This is a genomic window from Paenibacillus sp. FSL K6-1096, assembly GCF_037977055.1.
Lineage (GTDB): Bacteria > Bacillota > Bacilli > Paenibacillales > Paenibacillaceae > Paenibacillus_AQ.
On sequence record NZ_CP150274.1, the window covers coordinates 6163382 to 6178898 of the forward strand.

At 53.0% G+C, this 15517-nt stretch carries 16 protein-coding genes and 1 other RNA gene; 9 read left to right on the forward strand and 8 right to left on the reverse strand.

Annotated elements, in window-relative coordinates:
- Positions 1-60: 60 nt before the first annotated feature.
- The 4 genes from MHI24_RS27055 to MHI24_RS27070 form a co-directional block, all read right to left on the reverse strand.
- Positions 61-1416, reverse strand: coding sequence for an MATE family efflux transporter (locus MHI24_RS27055; RefSeq protein ID WP_340022640.1), 1356 nt, complete (start codon positions 1414-1416; stop codon positions 61-63).
- A gap of 137 nt (positions 1417-1553) precedes the next feature.
- Positions 1554-2786 (reverse strand): putative glycoside hydrolase, encoded by a 1233-nt coding sequence (locus MHI24_RS27060; protein ID WP_340022641.1) that lies wholly within the window; start codon positions 2784-2786, stop codon positions 1554-1556.
- Between the two features lie 247 nt (positions 2787-3033).
- Positions 3034-3222 (reverse strand): hypothetical protein, encoded by a 189-nt coding sequence (locus MHI24_RS27065; RefSeq protein ID WP_238649356.1) that lies wholly within the window; start codon positions 3220-3222, stop codon positions 3034-3036.
- A gap of 174 nt (positions 3223-3396) precedes the next feature.
- Positions 3397-4170, reverse strand: a complete 774-nt coding sequence (locus MHI24_RS27070; protein WP_340026810.1) for a YitT family protein — start codon at positions 4168-4170, stop codon at positions 3397-3399.
- Between the two features lie 390 nt (positions 4171-4560).
- On the opposite strand from MHI24_RS27070, the gene MHI24_RS27075 reads away from it, so the two are divergent.
- Positions 4561-6225, forward strand: a complete 1665-nt coding sequence (locus tag MHI24_RS27075; RefSeq protein WP_340022642.1) for a DEAD/DEAH box helicase — start codon at positions 4561-4563, stop codon at positions 6223-6225.
- 77 nt (positions 6226-6302) lie between these two features.
- Here the strand turns inward: MHI24_RS27075 and MHI24_RS27080 are convergent, their stop codons facing one another.
- On the reverse strand, positions 6303-6401 hold the full coding sequence (locus MHI24_RS27080; RefSeq protein ID WP_340022643.1) for a YjcZ family sporulation protein: 99 nt from the start codon (positions 6399-6401) through the stop codon (positions 6303-6305).
- Between the two features lie 180 nt (positions 6402-6581).
- Here MHI24_RS27080 and MHI24_RS27085 point away from each other — a divergent pair, with 180 nt between their 5' ends.
- From MHI24_RS27085 to MHI24_RS27095, 3 genes are all read left to right on the forward strand, one after another.
- Positions 6582-7445: a DUF624 domain-containing protein gene (locus tag MHI24_RS27085; RefSeq protein WP_340022644.1), complete on the forward strand. Its 864-nt coding sequence runs from the start codon at positions 6582-6584 to the stop codon at positions 7443-7445.
- Positions 7446-7549: 104 nt separating this feature from the next.
- Positions 7550-7741: non-coding RNA, 6S RNA (gene ssrS, locus MHI24_RS27090), on the forward strand.
- A 175-nt stretch (positions 7742-7916) separates the two neighbouring features.
- Positions 7917-8306 (forward strand): DUF1499 domain-containing protein, encoded by a 390-nt coding sequence (locus MHI24_RS27095; protein WP_340022645.1) that lies wholly within the window; start codon positions 7917-7919, stop codon positions 8304-8306.
- 66 nt (positions 8307-8372) lie between these two features.
- Here the strand turns inward: MHI24_RS27095 and tpx are convergent, their stop codons facing one another.
- Positions 8373-8891, reverse strand: a complete 519-nt coding sequence (tpx, locus tag MHI24_RS27100; RefSeq protein ID WP_340022646.1) for a thiol peroxidase — start codon at positions 8889-8891, stop codon at positions 8373-8375.
- Positions 8892-9003: 112 nt separating this feature from the next.
- On the opposite strand from tpx, the gene MHI24_RS27105 reads away from it, so the two are divergent.
- Both MHI24_RS27105 and MHI24_RS27110 read left to right on the forward strand, forming a co-directional pair.
- The gene (locus MHI24_RS27105) at positions 9004-9624 is read left to right on the forward strand and encodes a rhomboid family intramembrane serine protease (RefSeq protein WP_340022647.1); all 621 of its coding nucleotides are present in this window, start codon (positions 9004-9006) and stop codon (positions 9622-9624) included.
- A gap of 14 nt (positions 9625-9638) precedes the next feature.
- Positions 9639-10556, forward strand: a complete 918-nt coding sequence (locus MHI24_RS27110; RefSeq protein WP_340022648.1) for a LysR family transcriptional regulator — start codon at positions 9639-9641, stop codon at positions 10554-10556.
- Positions 10557-10590: 34 nt separating this feature from the next.
- Here MHI24_RS27110 and MHI24_RS27115 read toward each other — a convergent pair whose 3' ends face one another.
- Together MHI24_RS27115 and MHI24_RS27120 are read right to left on the reverse strand one after the other, a co-directional pair.
- On the reverse strand, positions 10591-11265 hold the full coding sequence (locus tag MHI24_RS27115; protein WP_340026811.1) for a zinc metallopeptidase: 675 nt from the start codon (positions 11263-11265) through the stop codon (positions 10591-10593).
- Positions 11266-11302: 37 nt separating this feature from the next.
- On the reverse strand, positions 11303-11734 hold the full coding sequence (locus tag MHI24_RS27120) for a MerR family transcriptional regulator (RefSeq protein ID WP_340022649.1): 432 nt from the start codon (positions 11732-11734) through the stop codon (positions 11303-11305).
- 498 nt (positions 11735-12232) lie between these two features.
- Here MHI24_RS27120 and MHI24_RS27125 point away from each other — a divergent pair, with 498 nt between their 5' ends.
- Genes MHI24_RS27125 through MHI24_RS27135 form a run of 3 tightly spaced genes read left to right on the forward strand, consistent with a single transcriptional unit; the run spans position 12233 to position 15500 of the window.
- Positions 12233-13627, forward strand: coding sequence for an ammonium transporter (locus tag MHI24_RS27125; protein ID WP_340022650.1), 1395 nt, complete (start codon positions 12233-12235; stop codon positions 13625-13627).
- Between the two features lie 35 nt (positions 13628-13662).
- Positions 13663-14754, forward strand: a complete 1092-nt coding sequence (locus tag MHI24_RS27130; RefSeq protein ID WP_340022651.1) for a DUF294 nucleotidyltransferase-like domain-containing protein — start codon at positions 13663-13665, stop codon at positions 14752-14754.
- Positions 14751-15500, forward strand: a complete 750-nt coding sequence (locus MHI24_RS27135) for an exonuclease domain-containing protein (RefSeq protein ID WP_340022652.1) — start codon at positions 14751-14753, stop codon at positions 15498-15500. Before MHI24_RS27130 ends, MHI24_RS27135 begins: the two co-directional genes overlap by 4 nt.
- Positions 15501-15517 lie beyond the last annotated feature (17 nt).

Genomic DNA, 15517 nt, shown 5'->3' on the forward strand with positions numbered 1-15517 from the left:
CGAAAGGGAGGGTCTCCCGGGTGTCTGTGGCTGTTTTTGTTGTAAGTTTGTGGGGCTGCTCTATGCCTGCTCCGGCCGGAATCTGCGTTGGACTCTAACGAGCCGGGCCAACAGCAGGATTGCACCTATGCCCAGGCCGGTAATAAGTCCGATCCAATAGCCGTAAGCGCCCAGACTGCTGTAAGTAGCGAGCAGATAGCCTACCGGCAGGCCGATCACCCAATAAGCGATGAAGCAGATGACGAACGCCGGATTCACATCCTTGTAGCCCCGCAGCACACCTTGAGTCGGGGTAGCGATGGCATCGGAGATCTGGAAGAAGATCGCATAGATCAGGAAATGCTGGATCAGCGAGATGACCTCCGGCTCATCCGAGTACAGTCCGGCGACGTGGTTACCGGCAAACAGCAGCACCAGGGCTGTCAGCAGGGACAGGAATGCAGCCGTCCCGATTCCCATGATGCTGTACTGGCGGGCATCCTTCAGCCGGCCCGAGCCGCTCTCGAAGCCGACCAGAATGGTCAGGCTCATGCAGATGCTCAGCGGGATCATGTACAGGGTGGAGGCGAAGTTAATAGCCGCCTGATGGGCAGCAATCGTTACCGTATCGAAGCGGCTCATCAGCAGGGTTACAGCCGAGAATACCGCAGTCTCAAAAAAGATCGAGAAGCCGATCGGCACCCCGATTTTCAGCAGCTCCTTAATGCTTGATAGAGACACTGCATAGAATCTGCGGAAGATTCTCAGGCTCTTGAAGGGCTCGGTGCGATAGATCAGGAGCAGGGCAATCAGGAAGATCACCCAGTAAGTGATGGCAGAAGCTACACCAGCACCCACTCCGCCCAGACGGGGGAAGCCGAAATTCCCGAAGATTAGCAGGTAGTTCAGCCCCACATTGACCGGCAGCGCAATCAGGGTGATGAACATCGATACACGGGTCTGCCCCAGGGCATCAATACAGCTGCGGACGACGGTATAACCAAACAGCGGGATGATGCCAAAGGAGATAGCGCCCAGGAAATGCTTCGCGATATCGTGGACCGCAGGGTCCAGGCTCATGAAGTTCAGAACCGGCGAGATTGCGAAGCCCCCCAGCACCAGCACCAGCACAGAGACGATCAGCGACAGCCAGATGCCCTGCATCACCTGGTTGGCTACCTCGTTGTCCCGTCTGCTGCCGATAAGATGGGAGACAATGGGGGTAATCCCCATGAGAATCCCGCTGAGACCGGTCTGGACAGGAATCCACAGGCTTGTGCCGATCGCGACACCGGCGAGGTCATTCGTGCCGAATTTGCCGGACATATTGGTATCGAAGAAGGTGATGGCGGACAGGGCGATCTGCGTAATCAGAATGGGAAGCAGGATATGCAGGAACTGCCCGGCCTTTTGTTTAATAGTAGAAGTCTGGTTCATTGTGTTATTGCTCCGTTATAATTAATTTGGTAGATGTGTGGAACCTTCTGAAGAATTCCAGCAAAAGAACCCGGCAGCTGCCGGGCTCAGTTGTATTGCCGATGGATGCATCTGATGATTGCTGAGTGCGGTAAGGTTTATTGTTCGTACTTCACATCGGACGTATAGCGGTTATTGGCATTCCAGAGCAGGAACTCGTCAATATTCTGATCCTTTAAGGCCCGGATCTGATCTTCGACTTGCTTCTTGCCATACTTGATATAGTGGCCGCTGCCCAGCCAGCTTGCGGTGAAATCCTGAATCCAGGGACGGATCACCGGCTTGTAGCTGCCGAGCGGATCAAGCTTTTTGTGAGTATCGACCATTGAGCCCTTGATTGTCGCATACGGGTCCTTGTCCGGGTCCTTCACATCGAACCAGCCGGTGGAATAATGGCTCGGATAGACCATAGGGCTGATGACATCGACGTTCTTCGAGATCTTCACGAAGTCCTGGCCGATGCCTTCGGCAGCAGGCACTGAAGCAGCATAACCGAAGATATCAACAGATACCCGGACGCCAAGCGGTCCCAGCTCTTTACGGGCATATTTGACAAAGTCGGCGATGATCTCCACGCGCGGTCTGTCGCTCTTCGTGTATTTGAGCTTGTCGGCACGCTTCTCGAAGCCTTCGGGGAAGCGCACGTAGTCGAACTGGATCTCCTTGAAGCCGAGCTTAACCGCCTCCTTGGCAATATCCACATTGTATTTCCAGACCGCTTCATTATAAGGATTCACGAAGCTGTCTCCGCCCTTGTTCGCCCACACGGAGCCGTCGGCATTGACGAAGGACAATTCCTTGTTCTTCTTGGCCAGCACAGAATCCTTGAAGACAACGATGCGGGCAATCGGATAGACCTCATGCTCCTTCAGGCGGGTCATCAGCTTGTTGATGTCGCCAATGAACGGCTGGGGATGGCCCATGCGCTGCAGCTCAGGGTTATCCGTCTTATAAGTGATATATCCGGCGTCATCCTTGATGTCGATGACCATAGAGTTCAGCTCGGTCTTGTCGAGCAGGGCAAGCAGGTTCTCCATCCGGGCCCCCCCTGCGCTGTAGGCGGTGACGTAGATGCCTTTGACCTTGGGAGCATCCGGCTGCGGGTCAGTATGTAGCGCCGTGTCCGGTGCGGCACTTGGTGAAGGTGCAGGAGAGGCAACGCCTCCTCCATTCGGTGTTACTGCCGTTCCATCCGGATTCGTGGTGTGTTCTGCGACGATGGGGGGATTCGCGGCGTTCTGCAGGACGGCTGCAACATCTGCCTCATGTCCCTGGTTCGGAACACCGACGCCTCCCAGGGCCATCATCAGTAATGCCCAGGTGATATTCATGTTCTGATTCGCTCCCTTTATGTACATTCCCTATAAAGTATAAAGTAACGGATGCACGCAAAAAGAACAGACTTGTAACAATACCCGTTATTTTTGACGTGTGAATTCCGCTCTTGTTGTTAATAAACGGGAAGTACAGATTTTGAACCGCAGATGTAAAAAGTAATGCCGCCCCGGAACGGCACATAAGGCCAACTCCCAGGCGGCAGCTATTACAACTTGCTCTTAAAGCAGCTTGCTCCAATACTTAATGAAGATACGCAGAATTCTGGTGTTCGCAAATGCTGTAGTGGATGATATCCATGGCATCTGCAGGCTCCAAAATATTCAGGCCGTCACGCAGAACGATTACGGAATTGAGTTCGTCCTGCTTGAGAAACGGTATCATATCCGGATACCACTTCATGACGATTGCTGACAGTTTTACCGTTTCCATTTCCACAAAAATCACCCTTTCCTTTTTCGAATCGAACTGAATGAGAATTCAGGGTCCACCCGGAAAAACGAAGTGCCTGGAAAAAAGAGGGTAAATCACAATCTTCATGAAATTGTTGAGGTCCTGCGTATTAATAATATACCACAAATTTGATCATTTAGCATTTCTGACAGCTTATCTTTTGCGGAATGAGCCCATAACCCCTACGGTTTCAACAATATTTACAAAAGCCTGCGGGTCGCTTGTCTTGATGATGCGCTTCAGCTCGGCCAGCTCGTAACGTGTGGTTACAGTCATTAGCATGTCCCGTTCTACGTGAGAATAAGCGCCTTCGGTCTTGAATTTGGTCACGCCGCGCTGAAGCCCCAGCAATTGCTGCAGCAGTTCATCTGTCTTGTTGGTGATGATATAGACGGTGACCTTGATGTGGCTGATATGAATCAGGTCCACAACCTTGCCGGTGACGTAAATGGAGACCATCGAGGCCAGTGCGAGGTTCCAATTTTTATCAAAGTAAGCCGCCGCCAGAATGACCAGCCCGTTGAGGCCGACCAGCACATTGCCGACCGGGAAATCGCGGTAGCGCGTGATAATGGAGCCCAGAATATCGAATCCGCCGGATGACCCGCCTACACGGAAGGATACACCCGCGCCAACGCCGACCAGTACGCCCCCGAAGACGGAGGCCAGCAGCATATCTGAGGCCACTTGTTTGACCGGGACTACGGTCATCAGCCAGGTGGTGGCTCCGACAGAGACCATACTGAAAATAATAAATCTGCGGCCAAGCTGGAACCAGCCGGCAACCAGCAGCGGCACATTGAAGAGCAGGTACAGCAGACTGATGTTGAAGGGAGTGAAGTAACCGACCAGCATGGCCAGACCGGATACGCCTCCGCTTAACAGTCTGTGGGGGATCAGGAACAGGTTGAAGCCGCACGCAATCATTGCTGATCCGAACAGCACGGCCAGGACGCTCCCGAATAATCTTAATTTCACCAAGCAAATTCACCTCTGATTGTATTGTAAGTGTTGTGGTTAAATGTAAGTAATGAAAGTAAGGAATACACTGGTATTCCCAATGAGGTTTGTGATATAATGTATAGGATATTCTTGAGTAGGACGTTACAATGGTATTTTTGCATTGCTTAGAATGCGAAGCTACAATTGTCAGGTGCATGTAGCGGCCTGATCATAGGGCATATTTTGTGTCCCCATACGCGACTAAACCATGCAGGAAATACGGCATGATTGGACAGCCTATAAATGTGTTTACCGCTACTTAAGAATACAGACAAGCATGTGGAATGTCCACTGTATAGAAGGAGCATGAATAATTTGAAAACATTCGCAGAATTCGGCTTGGAGCCAAAGGTGCTTCAGGCAATTACAGAGCTAGGATTTGAGGAGGCAACACCAATCCAGGAGCAGGCAATCCCGCTTGCGCTGACCGGATCAGACCTGATCGGACAGGCACAGACGGGAACAGGTAAGACTGCAGCCTTCGGGATTCCCCTCATCTCCAAGATCACACGGGAAGAGGATAAGATCCTTGCATTGGTTATGACACCGACACGCGAGCTGGCCATTCAGGTGGCTGAGGAAATCGGCAAGCTGACCCGCTTCAAGGGACTCCGTTCACTGGCAATCTACGGCGGGCAGGATATCGGCCGCCAAATCCGCGGACTTAAGAAGAAACCTCAGATCATTATTGGTACTCCGGGACGTCTCCTGGACCACATCAACCGCAAGACCATCCGCCTGGATGATGTTCAGACCGTTGTACTTGACGAAGCTGATGAAATGCTTGACATGGGCTTCATGGAGGATATCCAGACCATCCTCAAGCTTGTACCTGAAGAACGTCAGACCATGCTCTTCTCGGCTACAATGCCTCCTAACATTCAACGCCTTGCCCAGCAGTTCCTGAAGAACCCGCAGCATGTATCCGTTATTCCTAAGCAGATCAGCGCACCGCTGATTGATCAGGCTTATATCGAAGTTCCTGAGCGCCAGAAGTTCGAAGCGCTGAGCCGCCTGATTGACATGGAATCTCCAGATCTGGCTATCGTCTTCGGCCGCACCAAGCGCCGGGTAGACGAGCTGTCCGAAGGCTTGCAGAAGCGCGGATATTCCGCAGACGGCCTGCACGGTGACCTGTCGCAGAACCAGCGCGATGCTGTAATGCGCAAATTCCGTGACGGCAGCATCGATGTATTGGTAGCTACAGACGTAGCGGCACGCGGTCTGGACGTATCCGGCGTGACGCATGTTATCAACTTCGACCTTCCGCAGGACCCTGAGAGCTATGTACACCGTATCGGCCGTACCGGCCGCGCCGGTAAGGAAGGAACCGCATGGTCCTTCGTGACTCCGCGCGAGATCGATCATCTGCACCTGATCGAACGTGTAACACGGCACCGTATTACCCGCAAACCGCTTCCTACGATGGCTGAGGCCATTGAAGGCAAGCAGCGCATTACGGCTGAACGCCTGCTGGCTATGGTTGAAGCCGGCGAGCTGAACGAATACAAAGGGATTTCCATTCAATTGCTGGAGCAGTACGACTCCGTACAGCTGCTGTCTGCTGCGATGAAGCTGCTTACCGGCGATAACAAGGATACACAGGTTGAACTGACACCGGAAGATCCGATCCGTGCTAAACGCCGTGGCGGCAAGTACGACATCCGCAGCGGACGCAAGCCTAACGGCGGCTATGGCGGCAACCGTTCAGGTTCCGGCTACGGCGGCGGATACAAGGGGAACCGTGATAATGCCGGCGGCGGCTACCGCGGTAACCGTGACAATGCAAGCGGCGGCGGAAGCACCCGCGGCGGCTACAGCAGCGGCTATGGCGGCAGCGGCAGCAGCTACAGCGGCGGAAGCAGCTATGGCGGCGGCTACAAGGGCAACCGTGACGGGGGCAGCCGCAATTCCGAAGGCAGACCTTCTTCTCGTCCAGCAACAAGCACACGTCCTGCCAAGCAGGATTATGATGCATAAGCCTATCTCATGACACCCTGAAGAAGACGAGCAGCCGTTAACGGTTGCCGTCTTCTTCTTTTTGTGTCGCAATTCACTTAGATGATGAAGGTACGGGTGATGATGACCAGCAGAATGAAGAGAACGAGAATCGTGCCAGTAGAAGTCCAGGGAGTGCAGCAGCCAGGTGCGGACATGAGGTCAACCTCCTTTGTGCTTTGGTAAGTAGTTGTGGTTACAATCCTAATATATGGACGGATAACGGAGCTTGCGTAGACACTAACCTAGAAGCTGTAAACTTGGGCGCTGGAAAAGTCCGGACCAAACAGGTATAGTTAAGATATGCATAATGCACCAGATAGACAGGAGGAAGGGAATTGGAGTTTAAAGGAGCAATGGGCGGTTTATACCGCATCACAGAATGGATCTCACGCATCGCCTTCAGCAATATTTTGTGGGCGCTGTGTTCGATTCCGTTCCTGTTCGCGGGAATTTTGAAGATTATTATGCTGGGGTCTGAGGTAGGCGGTGCGAACGAGCAGATTATGCTGAACTGGATCCTTGGCGTATTCGCACCCTTCACGGTATTTCCCGCAACATCGGCACTATTTACCGTAGTCCGCAAATGGGTAATGGGCAATACGGATGTAAGCACATTCCGCACTTTTTTTCAGGGGTACAAAGAGAATTATCTCAAAAGCATGATAGGAGGGCTGATCTACACCCTGCTATTTGTCGTTATGTACGTTGATGTGACCGTATACATGACACAAATGCCCAATTTCAAAATCGTCGGCATCCTGATGCTTGTGCTGATGATTATTCTGTTTGTGTCCATGTTTAATTTCTTCTCCATTGTGGTTCATTACCAGATGACCTTCAAGGAAGTGATGACCAATTCCATTCTGCTCACTATTGCCCGGCCGATCCGTGTGTTCTCCACATTAATCGGGGCAGGTGTGCTTCTCTATATCGGTCTGCGGTACCCGGTGCTCTACGTGCTGTGTATTCCTACGCTGATTGCGATGCTCGCGTTCTTCAACTTCTTCGCAACGTATAATAAGCTGCAGCTCCAGGTGGAGAAGAAGAAGCTGGCGGAGGAGCAGGCAGCTCTTGAAGCGGCTGAGCAGGAAGATGATGACTACGATGATGACGATTATGATGACGACGATGAGGAAGAAGACGAGAAAAAGAAGGTTAATCTGGACAAGCAAGAGGATACAGACCCGAAACGCTTTTAACAATGCCATTACAGTTGGCAGCTAAGTGAACACGAATTAGAACTCCAGTATGAATTAAAGCGTATACAGGTTTACTTTTTCGTCAAAACGCAATATAATGTTAATAAATCCTGCGATGTACGTTATGGTTGCTCGTTGTTTTGAACCAATGATAATGTCTTGGGAGATCTACATGAAGCGCAGCTGAACAGCCCTGTCTATACGACTTGGGGAATTCAAAAACGACTTCTGCGGTCACCCACCTGCTCTAGCAGGTTCAGAAGACACTGCAGCCGGACGGCATAGGCGGGTTTTCCAATGTTATCGACAAGGCACCCTGTATACTGCTTAGCGGCAGGCACAGGGTGCCTTTTTGAATAGAGCCTCAAATTGAGTAATTGCCCGGTGAAAGTGAGCAATGCCCTTTTGTTCCGGGGACAAGAGTGTTACACTTAAGGTAGTGAACTTGGGATTTGAAGAGGGGGAAGAATTTTGTCGTTGAAAAGAACCTTGGTCGGTTTATTCCGCAGCCATGACGGGACAAGCGACCGCGCAAAAGATCCGGCACTGAAAACGCGTTACTACAGCCTTTCCAAAGACAAGGCGTGGGATGAAGTTTCCGCAACGCTGAAGAAGATTCCTGGGTACAAGGTCTTACACGAAGTGCAGTCTGTGGGAGAGATCACCCTGGAGAAACGGACCGGACTTGGGCGGACGCTGGATATTACAGTATCCGTGCTGAGCACCACGCCTGTACGCTGTGCCGTAGACATATATTCAGCATCCAGAGGCTCGCTTGGCGACCTGGGCGCTAATTACCGCGTCATTCAGCGTTTATATCAGTCCCTGGACAAGAAACTCGGCAAATATAAGGTGGATTAGACATACAAAAAGCGGAGAAGGATGACCTTCTGCCGCTTTTTTCAAAATATAAGCCGGGATAATACCCTAGAGCAGCGCCTTCACTGCTGCAATGGCAGCTTCGTAATCCGGGTGCTCAGCCATCTCGCTGAGATATTCCACATAAGCCAGCTTGTCGTTCTTGTCCACCACGAAGATGGAGCGCATATCAAGACGGAATTCCTTGATCAGCACGCCATAGGCTTGTCCGAAAGAGGCTGCTTTGTGATCGGACAACGTAATGACACTGTCAATGCCGGCGGCGCCGCACCAGCGGGCCTGGGCGAAAGGCAGGTCCATGCTGATCGTGAGGATCACCACATTGTCGCCGAGCCCGGCGGCTTCGCTGTTGAAGCGGCGGGTCTGGGCATCGCACACACCGGTGTCCAGAGAAGGTACAACGCTGATGAGCTTGATTTTGCCGGCGTAATCGGCTAGCGTAGCTTCTTCCAGCAGATTCTTGCTTACTGTGAATGGCGGTGCGGAATCTCCGGCCTTAAGTTCCGGTCCTAAGAGAGTAATGGGGCTGCCCTTAAACGTAGCTGCGCCTGTTCGTTCTTGCGTCATGTCCTTGTATCCTCCTTGAATTGCAATATTGGCGAATTGGTGCCAGAATAAATTATAAAGCTTTTGCAAGCTCCATGTCGAGCCGGACAACATACATAAAAGGATGGGTGTTATGATTTTCATACGATATGAGAAGTGGAGAAGCTACCTCCGGTATTACCCGGTAACCTGTGCGCTGATCCTGGCCAATGTGATCATGTTCATCGTGCTGACGTTCAACGGCGGCTCCACGAATCTGTACACGCTTGTTGATTACGGAGCAACGGTCAATGTCGGTCCTGAGAAAGAGGAGCTGTGGCGTTATGCCACCGCTATGTTCCTGCATAACGGCTTCGCCCATCTATTCTTCAACTGCTTCGCCCTGCTGGTATTCGCCCCTCCGCTCGAGAGGTTGATGGGCTGGTGGCGTTATGCGCTGCTATACCTGGCTGGAGGCTTCCTGGCGAATCTGCTTGGTGTAGCGGTCAGCAGCCGCGGGGACCTTGGAATTGTCTCTGTAGGGGCCTCTGGAGCGATTTACGCCGTATATGGAGCCTTCTTCTATATTGCTGTGCTGCAAAGAGAGATGATGGATGAGAGTTCGCGCAAGACGCTCTACGGGGTTCTGGTTATGGGGATTATTATGTCCTTTGCCACGCCGCATGTAGATTATGTCGTCCATATTGGCGGCCTGATCGCCGGATTCTTCCTGTATGGGCTGATGATCCGTGTATTCAAAAGAAACAGACGATAAGGAAGGGTGTAGACGTGGAGCTTAGACAGCTGCAGTATTTTCTCAAGGTTGCCCAGAAAGAGCATGTCACCAAAGCCGCAGAGGAGCTGCATGTTGCCCAATCTGCTGTCAGCCGCCAGATCCATCAGCTTGAGCAGGAGCTGGGTGTGGAGCTGTTCATGCAGAAAGGAAGGAATCTGCAGCTGACCCCGGTCGGACAATTGTTCTGCAAAAGAGTGGAGTCGCTGCTTAACGAGCTGGACCGTTCGGTGGCAGAGGTACATGAATTCCTTGATCCGGAGCGCGGCGAGATCCGCATCGGCTTCCCGCACAGTCTGGGAACGCATCTTATTCCTTCGATCGTTGCGGAATTCCGCCGCCATTATCCCCATGTACGCTTCCGGTTCAAGCAGGGGACCTACCCCTCCTTAATCAAGGATGTGATCTCAGGAGAGGTGGATCTGGCGTTCATCTCCCCGTTCCCGGAGAATGTCGGCCATGTAGCCGGAGATGTTGTAATGACGGAAGAGCTGTTCGCGATTCTTCCTCAGAATCATCCGCTGGCGGATGAGGAAGTGATCCGTCTCGCACAGCTGCGGGATGAGAAATTCGTGTTATTCAGCCAGGGCTACTCGCTCCGGCCGATTGTGTGGCAGGCCTGCCAGCAGGCCGGATTCAAGCCGCAGATTGCCTTCGAGGGCGGCGAGACCGATACGATCCGCGGCCTGGTTGCCGCCGGAATGGGCGTCAGCCTGCTGCCGGAGATGGCGCTGTACCAGACCAATCCGATGCAGCCGGCCCAGGTCAGGGTCGTGGAGCCGAAGGTTACCCGGACCGTCGGACTGATTCACCGGGCAGAAGGGAAGCTTCCGCTGGTAGCCCAGTCATTCCGCAACTTCCTGCTTACCTATTTCAAAGACAGACACACAGAGAATACCCCGGTCGGCTCATAGCCAACCGGGGTATTCTCTGTGATGATATCTTCGGTTAGTCGCGGTTACCCACGAACATCAGGATCAGACGGATCAGCTCAAGCAGCGAGACGAGTGCTGCTGCCACGTAAGTGAGGGCGGCGGCATTCAGTACCTTGGCGACCCCGCGTTCCTCTTCATGGCGGATGAAGCCCTGCTGAACCATAACCTTGCGTGCGCGGCTGCTGGCATTGAACTCAACCGGCAGGGTGACCAGCTGGAAGGCCACGGCTGCGGAGAAGAAGATGATTCCCAGCCCGATCAGGTTAAATGAACTGAAGATGAAGCCGGCCAGCAGCATGAAAGGCGCGACGCCGGAGGCGAAGTTGACCGCCGGGAACATCCGGTGGCGGAGCGTCAGCATCGGGTAATGCTCCTTGTGCTGGATGGCGTGGCCAATCTCATGACAAGCTACAGATACTGCTGCAATCGAGCTGTCATAATAGACGGGCTCGGACAGGCGGACTACCCGGTTAATCGGGTCGTAGTGATCGGTAAGTGTGCCCTGCACCGGTTCGATCGGGACATCATAGAGTCCGTTCGCATCCAGCATCCGGCGGGCGGCTTCATAACCGGTCAGCCCGTTCAGGTTCGGCACCTTCGACCATTTCTTGAAGTTGCCTTTGACCCTGAACTGGGCCCATACAGATAAGATGAAAGCGGCAGCTAACAGTACATACATTAAGGCCATCATATACTCTCATTCCTCCATTATTAGATACAAGCTGTTACATTGGCGGCCCCTGCATCAGCAGGAGGCGGATCGCTTCCATGCAGGCAACGCCCTGGGGAAGCAGCGCGGCCAGCGCCCGGTTGGCCTGTCCCGGCTTCAGCCTGTGGATCACAGGCTCCAGCGCCCGGACCTCCCGCTCAAGCTGCTGCATCTGCAGCTCCAGCTGGACCAGCTTGCCGGAGACTTCCGCTTCGGGTGTGGCTGAATTCCATTTGCCCATCAGGGATTTGATTTCTTCCAATGTATATTTCTCTTGCTTAAGCTGATTAATACGTTCCAGAGTGGCTAAGGTTTCATGACTGTACAGACGATAATTCTTCATGCTTCTGGATTCGGGCGAGATCAGCCCGAGCTTCGTATAATAATCAATTGTGCGCTCACTGATGCCGGCCGCTTTGGCCAGCTCTCCGATCCGGTATAGGGTCATATCTCCAAGTTGCCTCACCTCGCTACATAAGTCTGGCTGAACTACTGGCCGCTTACTATTATTAAGGATATAACTAATGATAGCAAATCGGAAACCGTACAGTCAAACGTCACACTTACTTAAAGTATATGTTGGGAATTCTGAAAAGATGCGGTATGGTGCTTCGAATTACTACATGACATATCGTGTTATGTATTTCTCCGGAATTCATCATTTGGTAAAGAGTGGAGTGCGGAAACGCTAGGTGAAAAGATTATGGTTAACGATAGCATGTTTACTAAGCCGGATTAATAAAAATACAATAAACCGTGATTAACCAGGCTGTATTCGCTGTATGCGCTTGCATAAGCAGGACGAAACCGGCTGGAAAGCCCACACAGAATATAAATTGAAATATTCAAAAAAATAGTCTTGTCAATTTACCTGACTTCTGATTATAATGACATTAAGAGTTTCACGCTTTGTTAGAAAATATAACATTGGGGAGTGGGGTACAATATGAAAAAAAAGATGTTGATGATGTTCCTGGCCATGATTACGCTCATGATCTATCCGGTCAGCGCCTTCGCAGCTGAGGGCCCGGCCGCACCGGATCTGCAAATCGGACTTGACACTGCGTTCACGTTCCTGGCATTTATCCTTGTATTCTTCATGCAGTCCGGCTTCGCCTTGCTGGAAGCAGGCTCGGTCCGGATGAAGAATGCCGGCCACGTTGCCGGTAAGACAGTACTGACACTGGCAATTGCGAGCTTATGCTTCTGGGCCATTGGCTTCGGTCTTGGCTTCGGTAACGGCAACGGCTTCATCGGAACGACTGGCTTCTTCTACGGCGGTGATTCAACAGCCTCCGCCTTTGAATCCCTGGCCTTCTCCGATGTAACGCTGAATACGAAATTCCTGTTCCAGATGGCGTTTGCCGCTGTATCCCTGGCGATTGTATCCGGCGGTATGGCAGAACGTGCTAAACTAAGTGTATACATTATCTTCGGTATTCTCTTCTCGGTTGTGATTTATCCGGTTGTAGCTCACTGGGTATGGGGCGGCGGCTGGCTGGCTGAGCTGAGCATGCAGGATTATGCAGGTTCGACGGTAGTCCATCTCACCGGTGCGACGGCGGCAGTCGTGGCGACCATCCTATTGAAGCCTCGTCTTGGCAAGTTCAACAAAGAAGGCAAGCCGGTCATTATTCCTGGTCATAACCAGGTGTTCACGGTACTCGGTGTAATCATTCTCTGGTTTGGCTGGTTCGGCTTCAACCCGGGCAGTGCGCTCTCTCCGATGGGCGGATTCTTCGGACACGTCGCACTCACTACGAACATTGCAGCAGCAGCAGGTGGTCTGGCAGCGCTGGTAGCTTCCTGGCTGTACTTCGGCAAATCGGATATTCCCGCTATGCTTAACGGCGTACTGGCAGCACTCGTAGCCATTACCGGTGCCTGCGCATTCGTAGAGCCTTGGGCAGCAATCATTATCGGTCTTGTTGCCGGTGCCTTCACCTTCATGACTTCCCAGTGGCTGGAGCGTGCAGGACTGGATGATCCGATCTATGCCTTCTCCGTACACGGTATCGCCGGGATGTGGGGAGCATTGTCAACAGGTCTCTTCGCAGCACCGGATCTGATCGAGCAAGGCGGACTTGTAGGTGAAGCCGGTCTGTTCTACGGCGGCGGCTTCCATCAGCTCGGCGTTCAGGCGCTTGGTGTAGTCGGAACCTTTGTCTTCGTGGCTGTGGCCTCCTTCATCATCCTGTATGTCATGAAGCTGGTTATCGGTATCCGCGTAACAGAGGAAGAAGAATTGATGGGTCTGGATATCAGTGAGCACGGTACGTACGGCTATCCTGAGCAGATGAAGCTGATCACGGATTCCGAATCCAAAACCCTGAAACAATAATAATCATCGTTCATACAGGTTGGGAGGCGGACCGAGTGGCTTCGTTGGAGACAGCAGATTGGAACGAAGAGGAAGCATATCAATCCATCGTAACAGCCGGTTCGCCAGAGGAGCTTAAAGCGAGGCGTACCGCCTGCCAGCAGGTGCTTCTGAAGCAGTTGAATGTAATCCCGGTGGAGGAATGGATGTACCGGGTGAACGCAATGCACGATCAGCTGGCAAGAACGGCGGTACGCATATGTGAAGCGCAGATGAAGGAGGCAGGCTACGGCCTGCCTCCCTGTGCTTATTCCTTCATCGTATTCGGCAGCGCAGGCCGGCAGGAGGCGACGCTGTGGAGTGATCAGGATAACGGGCTGATTACACAGGAGGAGCTTGAAGGGGACCGGCAGGTTTATTTTGAGGAGTTTGGCACCAGGCTCTCCGGGATGCTTGAAGTCATCGGGTATGAGAAATGTGACGGCAGGGTGATGTGCTCCGAGCCTATGTGGCGGAAGTCGCTGGCTGAGTGGAAGCGGCAGCTGGCGGATTGGGGAGAACAGCTGGAGTGGGAGCCTGTGCGTTACCTGATTATCGCCTCGGATATGCGTCATGTGGCAGGAAGTACAGAGCTGTCTATGGAGTGGAAGAAGGCGCTGCACGCCGGATTTGCAGGCAGCAGCCAGCTCATGACGGCAGTGCTGCGCAATACGGTCCGCCATAAGGCGACGCTTAATCTGCTTGGACAGGTGCTCACGGAGCGCTTCGGCGATAATGCCGGCGGCTTCGATGTGAAATACGGGCTCTATATTCCGCTGGTGAATATTGTGCGGCACTGGTCGCTGCTCCACGGAATCGGGGATACATCAACCTTGAAACGGCTTGAGCAGCTTGAACGGCTCGCTGAGCCGGGCCAATACAAGCATCTGGAGGAGATCAGGCAGGCCTGTCTGACCGCCTTAAGAATGCGGGTGAATACGCCGTACACCTGGACGGACGGCTTATTGTCGAGCAGTGATTACTATGCCGAGCAAGACCTGAAGAACAAGCAGCTCAGAGCCGAGCTGCGGGAGAGTCTGCTGCTGATCAGACGTCTGCATAAGGCGCTGCAGCGTCAGCTCCGGTCAGCGGAAAGGAGACAGCCATGAAGGAGCCGAACAAGGGCGGAGGATTCTGGAACAATCTGAGACAAGGCGGAATGCCGTCTGCCATTGCCTCGATAAGGGGCGGGGAATCGGCGCAGCAGACTGCCCAGCAGATGGCCTTCATCCGTTCGCTGATGCGCGAGAAGCGGCGCCCGGAAGTGCTGCATACTCCGCTCTCGGAGCTTGAGACGGTGATCTTCGATCTGGAGACCACCGGCTTCTCCCATCAGGGCGGCGATGAGATTATGTCCTTCGGAGCGGTCCGGGTGGTCGGGGAAGAGATCAAGGAAGAGGAATGCTTCTATACGCTGGTGAACTGCGCGGCCGCCATTCCCGATCATATTACCCGGCTGACCGGGATTTCGGCAGAGATGACCTCGGCGGCACCGCCGCTCATGGATGGACTTCATAACTTCATGTCTTTTGTCGGCCAGCGGGTGCTGGTGGCCCACGGCAGCGCTCATGACAAGGCCTTCCTGAATGCAGCCTTATGGAAGACCTCGAAGGTCCAGTTGACCCACCGGGTGCTGGATACGATGATGCTGGCCCGCTGGCTGGAGCCGCACCGCAGCAATTACACGCTGGATGAGCTGCTGGCCATCCATGAGATTCCGATTGTCGGCCGTCACCATGCGCTGGAGGATGCCAAAATGACCGCGAAGCTGTGGGTGGCGTATATCCGCCAGATCCTGCAGAAGGGCCAGGTAGATACGCTTGGAGACTTATATGCTTACCTGAGCAGAACATAAAGAAGGGTGTAAAGGCA

Excerpts from the sequence above, each read along its gene's own strand:
- MHI24_RS27055 (WP_340022640.1), bottom strand. The coding sequence starts at position 1,416 with ATGAACCAGACTTCTACTATTAAACAAAAGGCCGGGCAGTTCCTGCAT.
- MHI24_RS27060 (WP_340022641.1), bottom strand. The coding sequence starts at position 2,786 with ATGAATATCACCTGGGCATTACTGATGATGGCCCTGGGAGGCGTCGGT.
- MHI24_RS27065 (WP_238649356.1), bottom strand. The coding sequence starts at position 3,222 with ATGGAAACGGTAAAACTGTCAGCAATCGTCATGAAGTGGTATCCGGAT.
- MHI24_RS27070 (WP_340026810.1), bottom strand. The coding sequence starts at position 4,170 with ATGATTGCGTGCGGCTTCAACCTGTTCCTGATCCCCCACAGACTGTTA.
- MHI24_RS27080 (WP_340022643.1), bottom strand. The coding sequence starts at position 6,401 with ATGTCCGCACCTGGCTGCTGCACTCCCTGGACTTCTACTGGCACGATT.
- tpx (WP_340022646.1), bottom strand. The coding sequence starts at position 8,891 with ATGACGCAAGAACGAACAGGCGCAGCTACGTTTAAGGGCAGCCCCATT.
- MHI24_RS27105 (WP_340022647.1), top strand. The coding sequence starts at position 9,004 with ATGATTTTCATACGATATGAGAAGTGGAGAAGCTACCTCCGGTATTAC.
- MHI24_RS27115 (WP_340026811.1), bottom strand. The coding sequence starts at position 11,265 with ATGGCCTTAATGTATGTACTGTTAGCTGCCGCTTTCATCTTATCTGTA.
- MHI24_RS27120 (WP_340022649.1), bottom strand. The coding sequence starts at position 11,734 with ATGACCCTATACCGGATCGGAGAGCTGGCCAAAGCGGCCGGCATCAGT.
- MHI24_RS27125 (WP_340022650.1), top strand. The coding sequence starts at position 12,233 with ATGAAAAAAAAGATGTTGATGATGTTCCTGGCCATGATTACGCTCATG.
- MHI24_RS27135 (WP_340022652.1), top strand. The coding sequence starts at position 14,751 with ATGAAGGAGCCGAACAAGGGCGGAGGATTCTGGAACAATCTGAGACAA.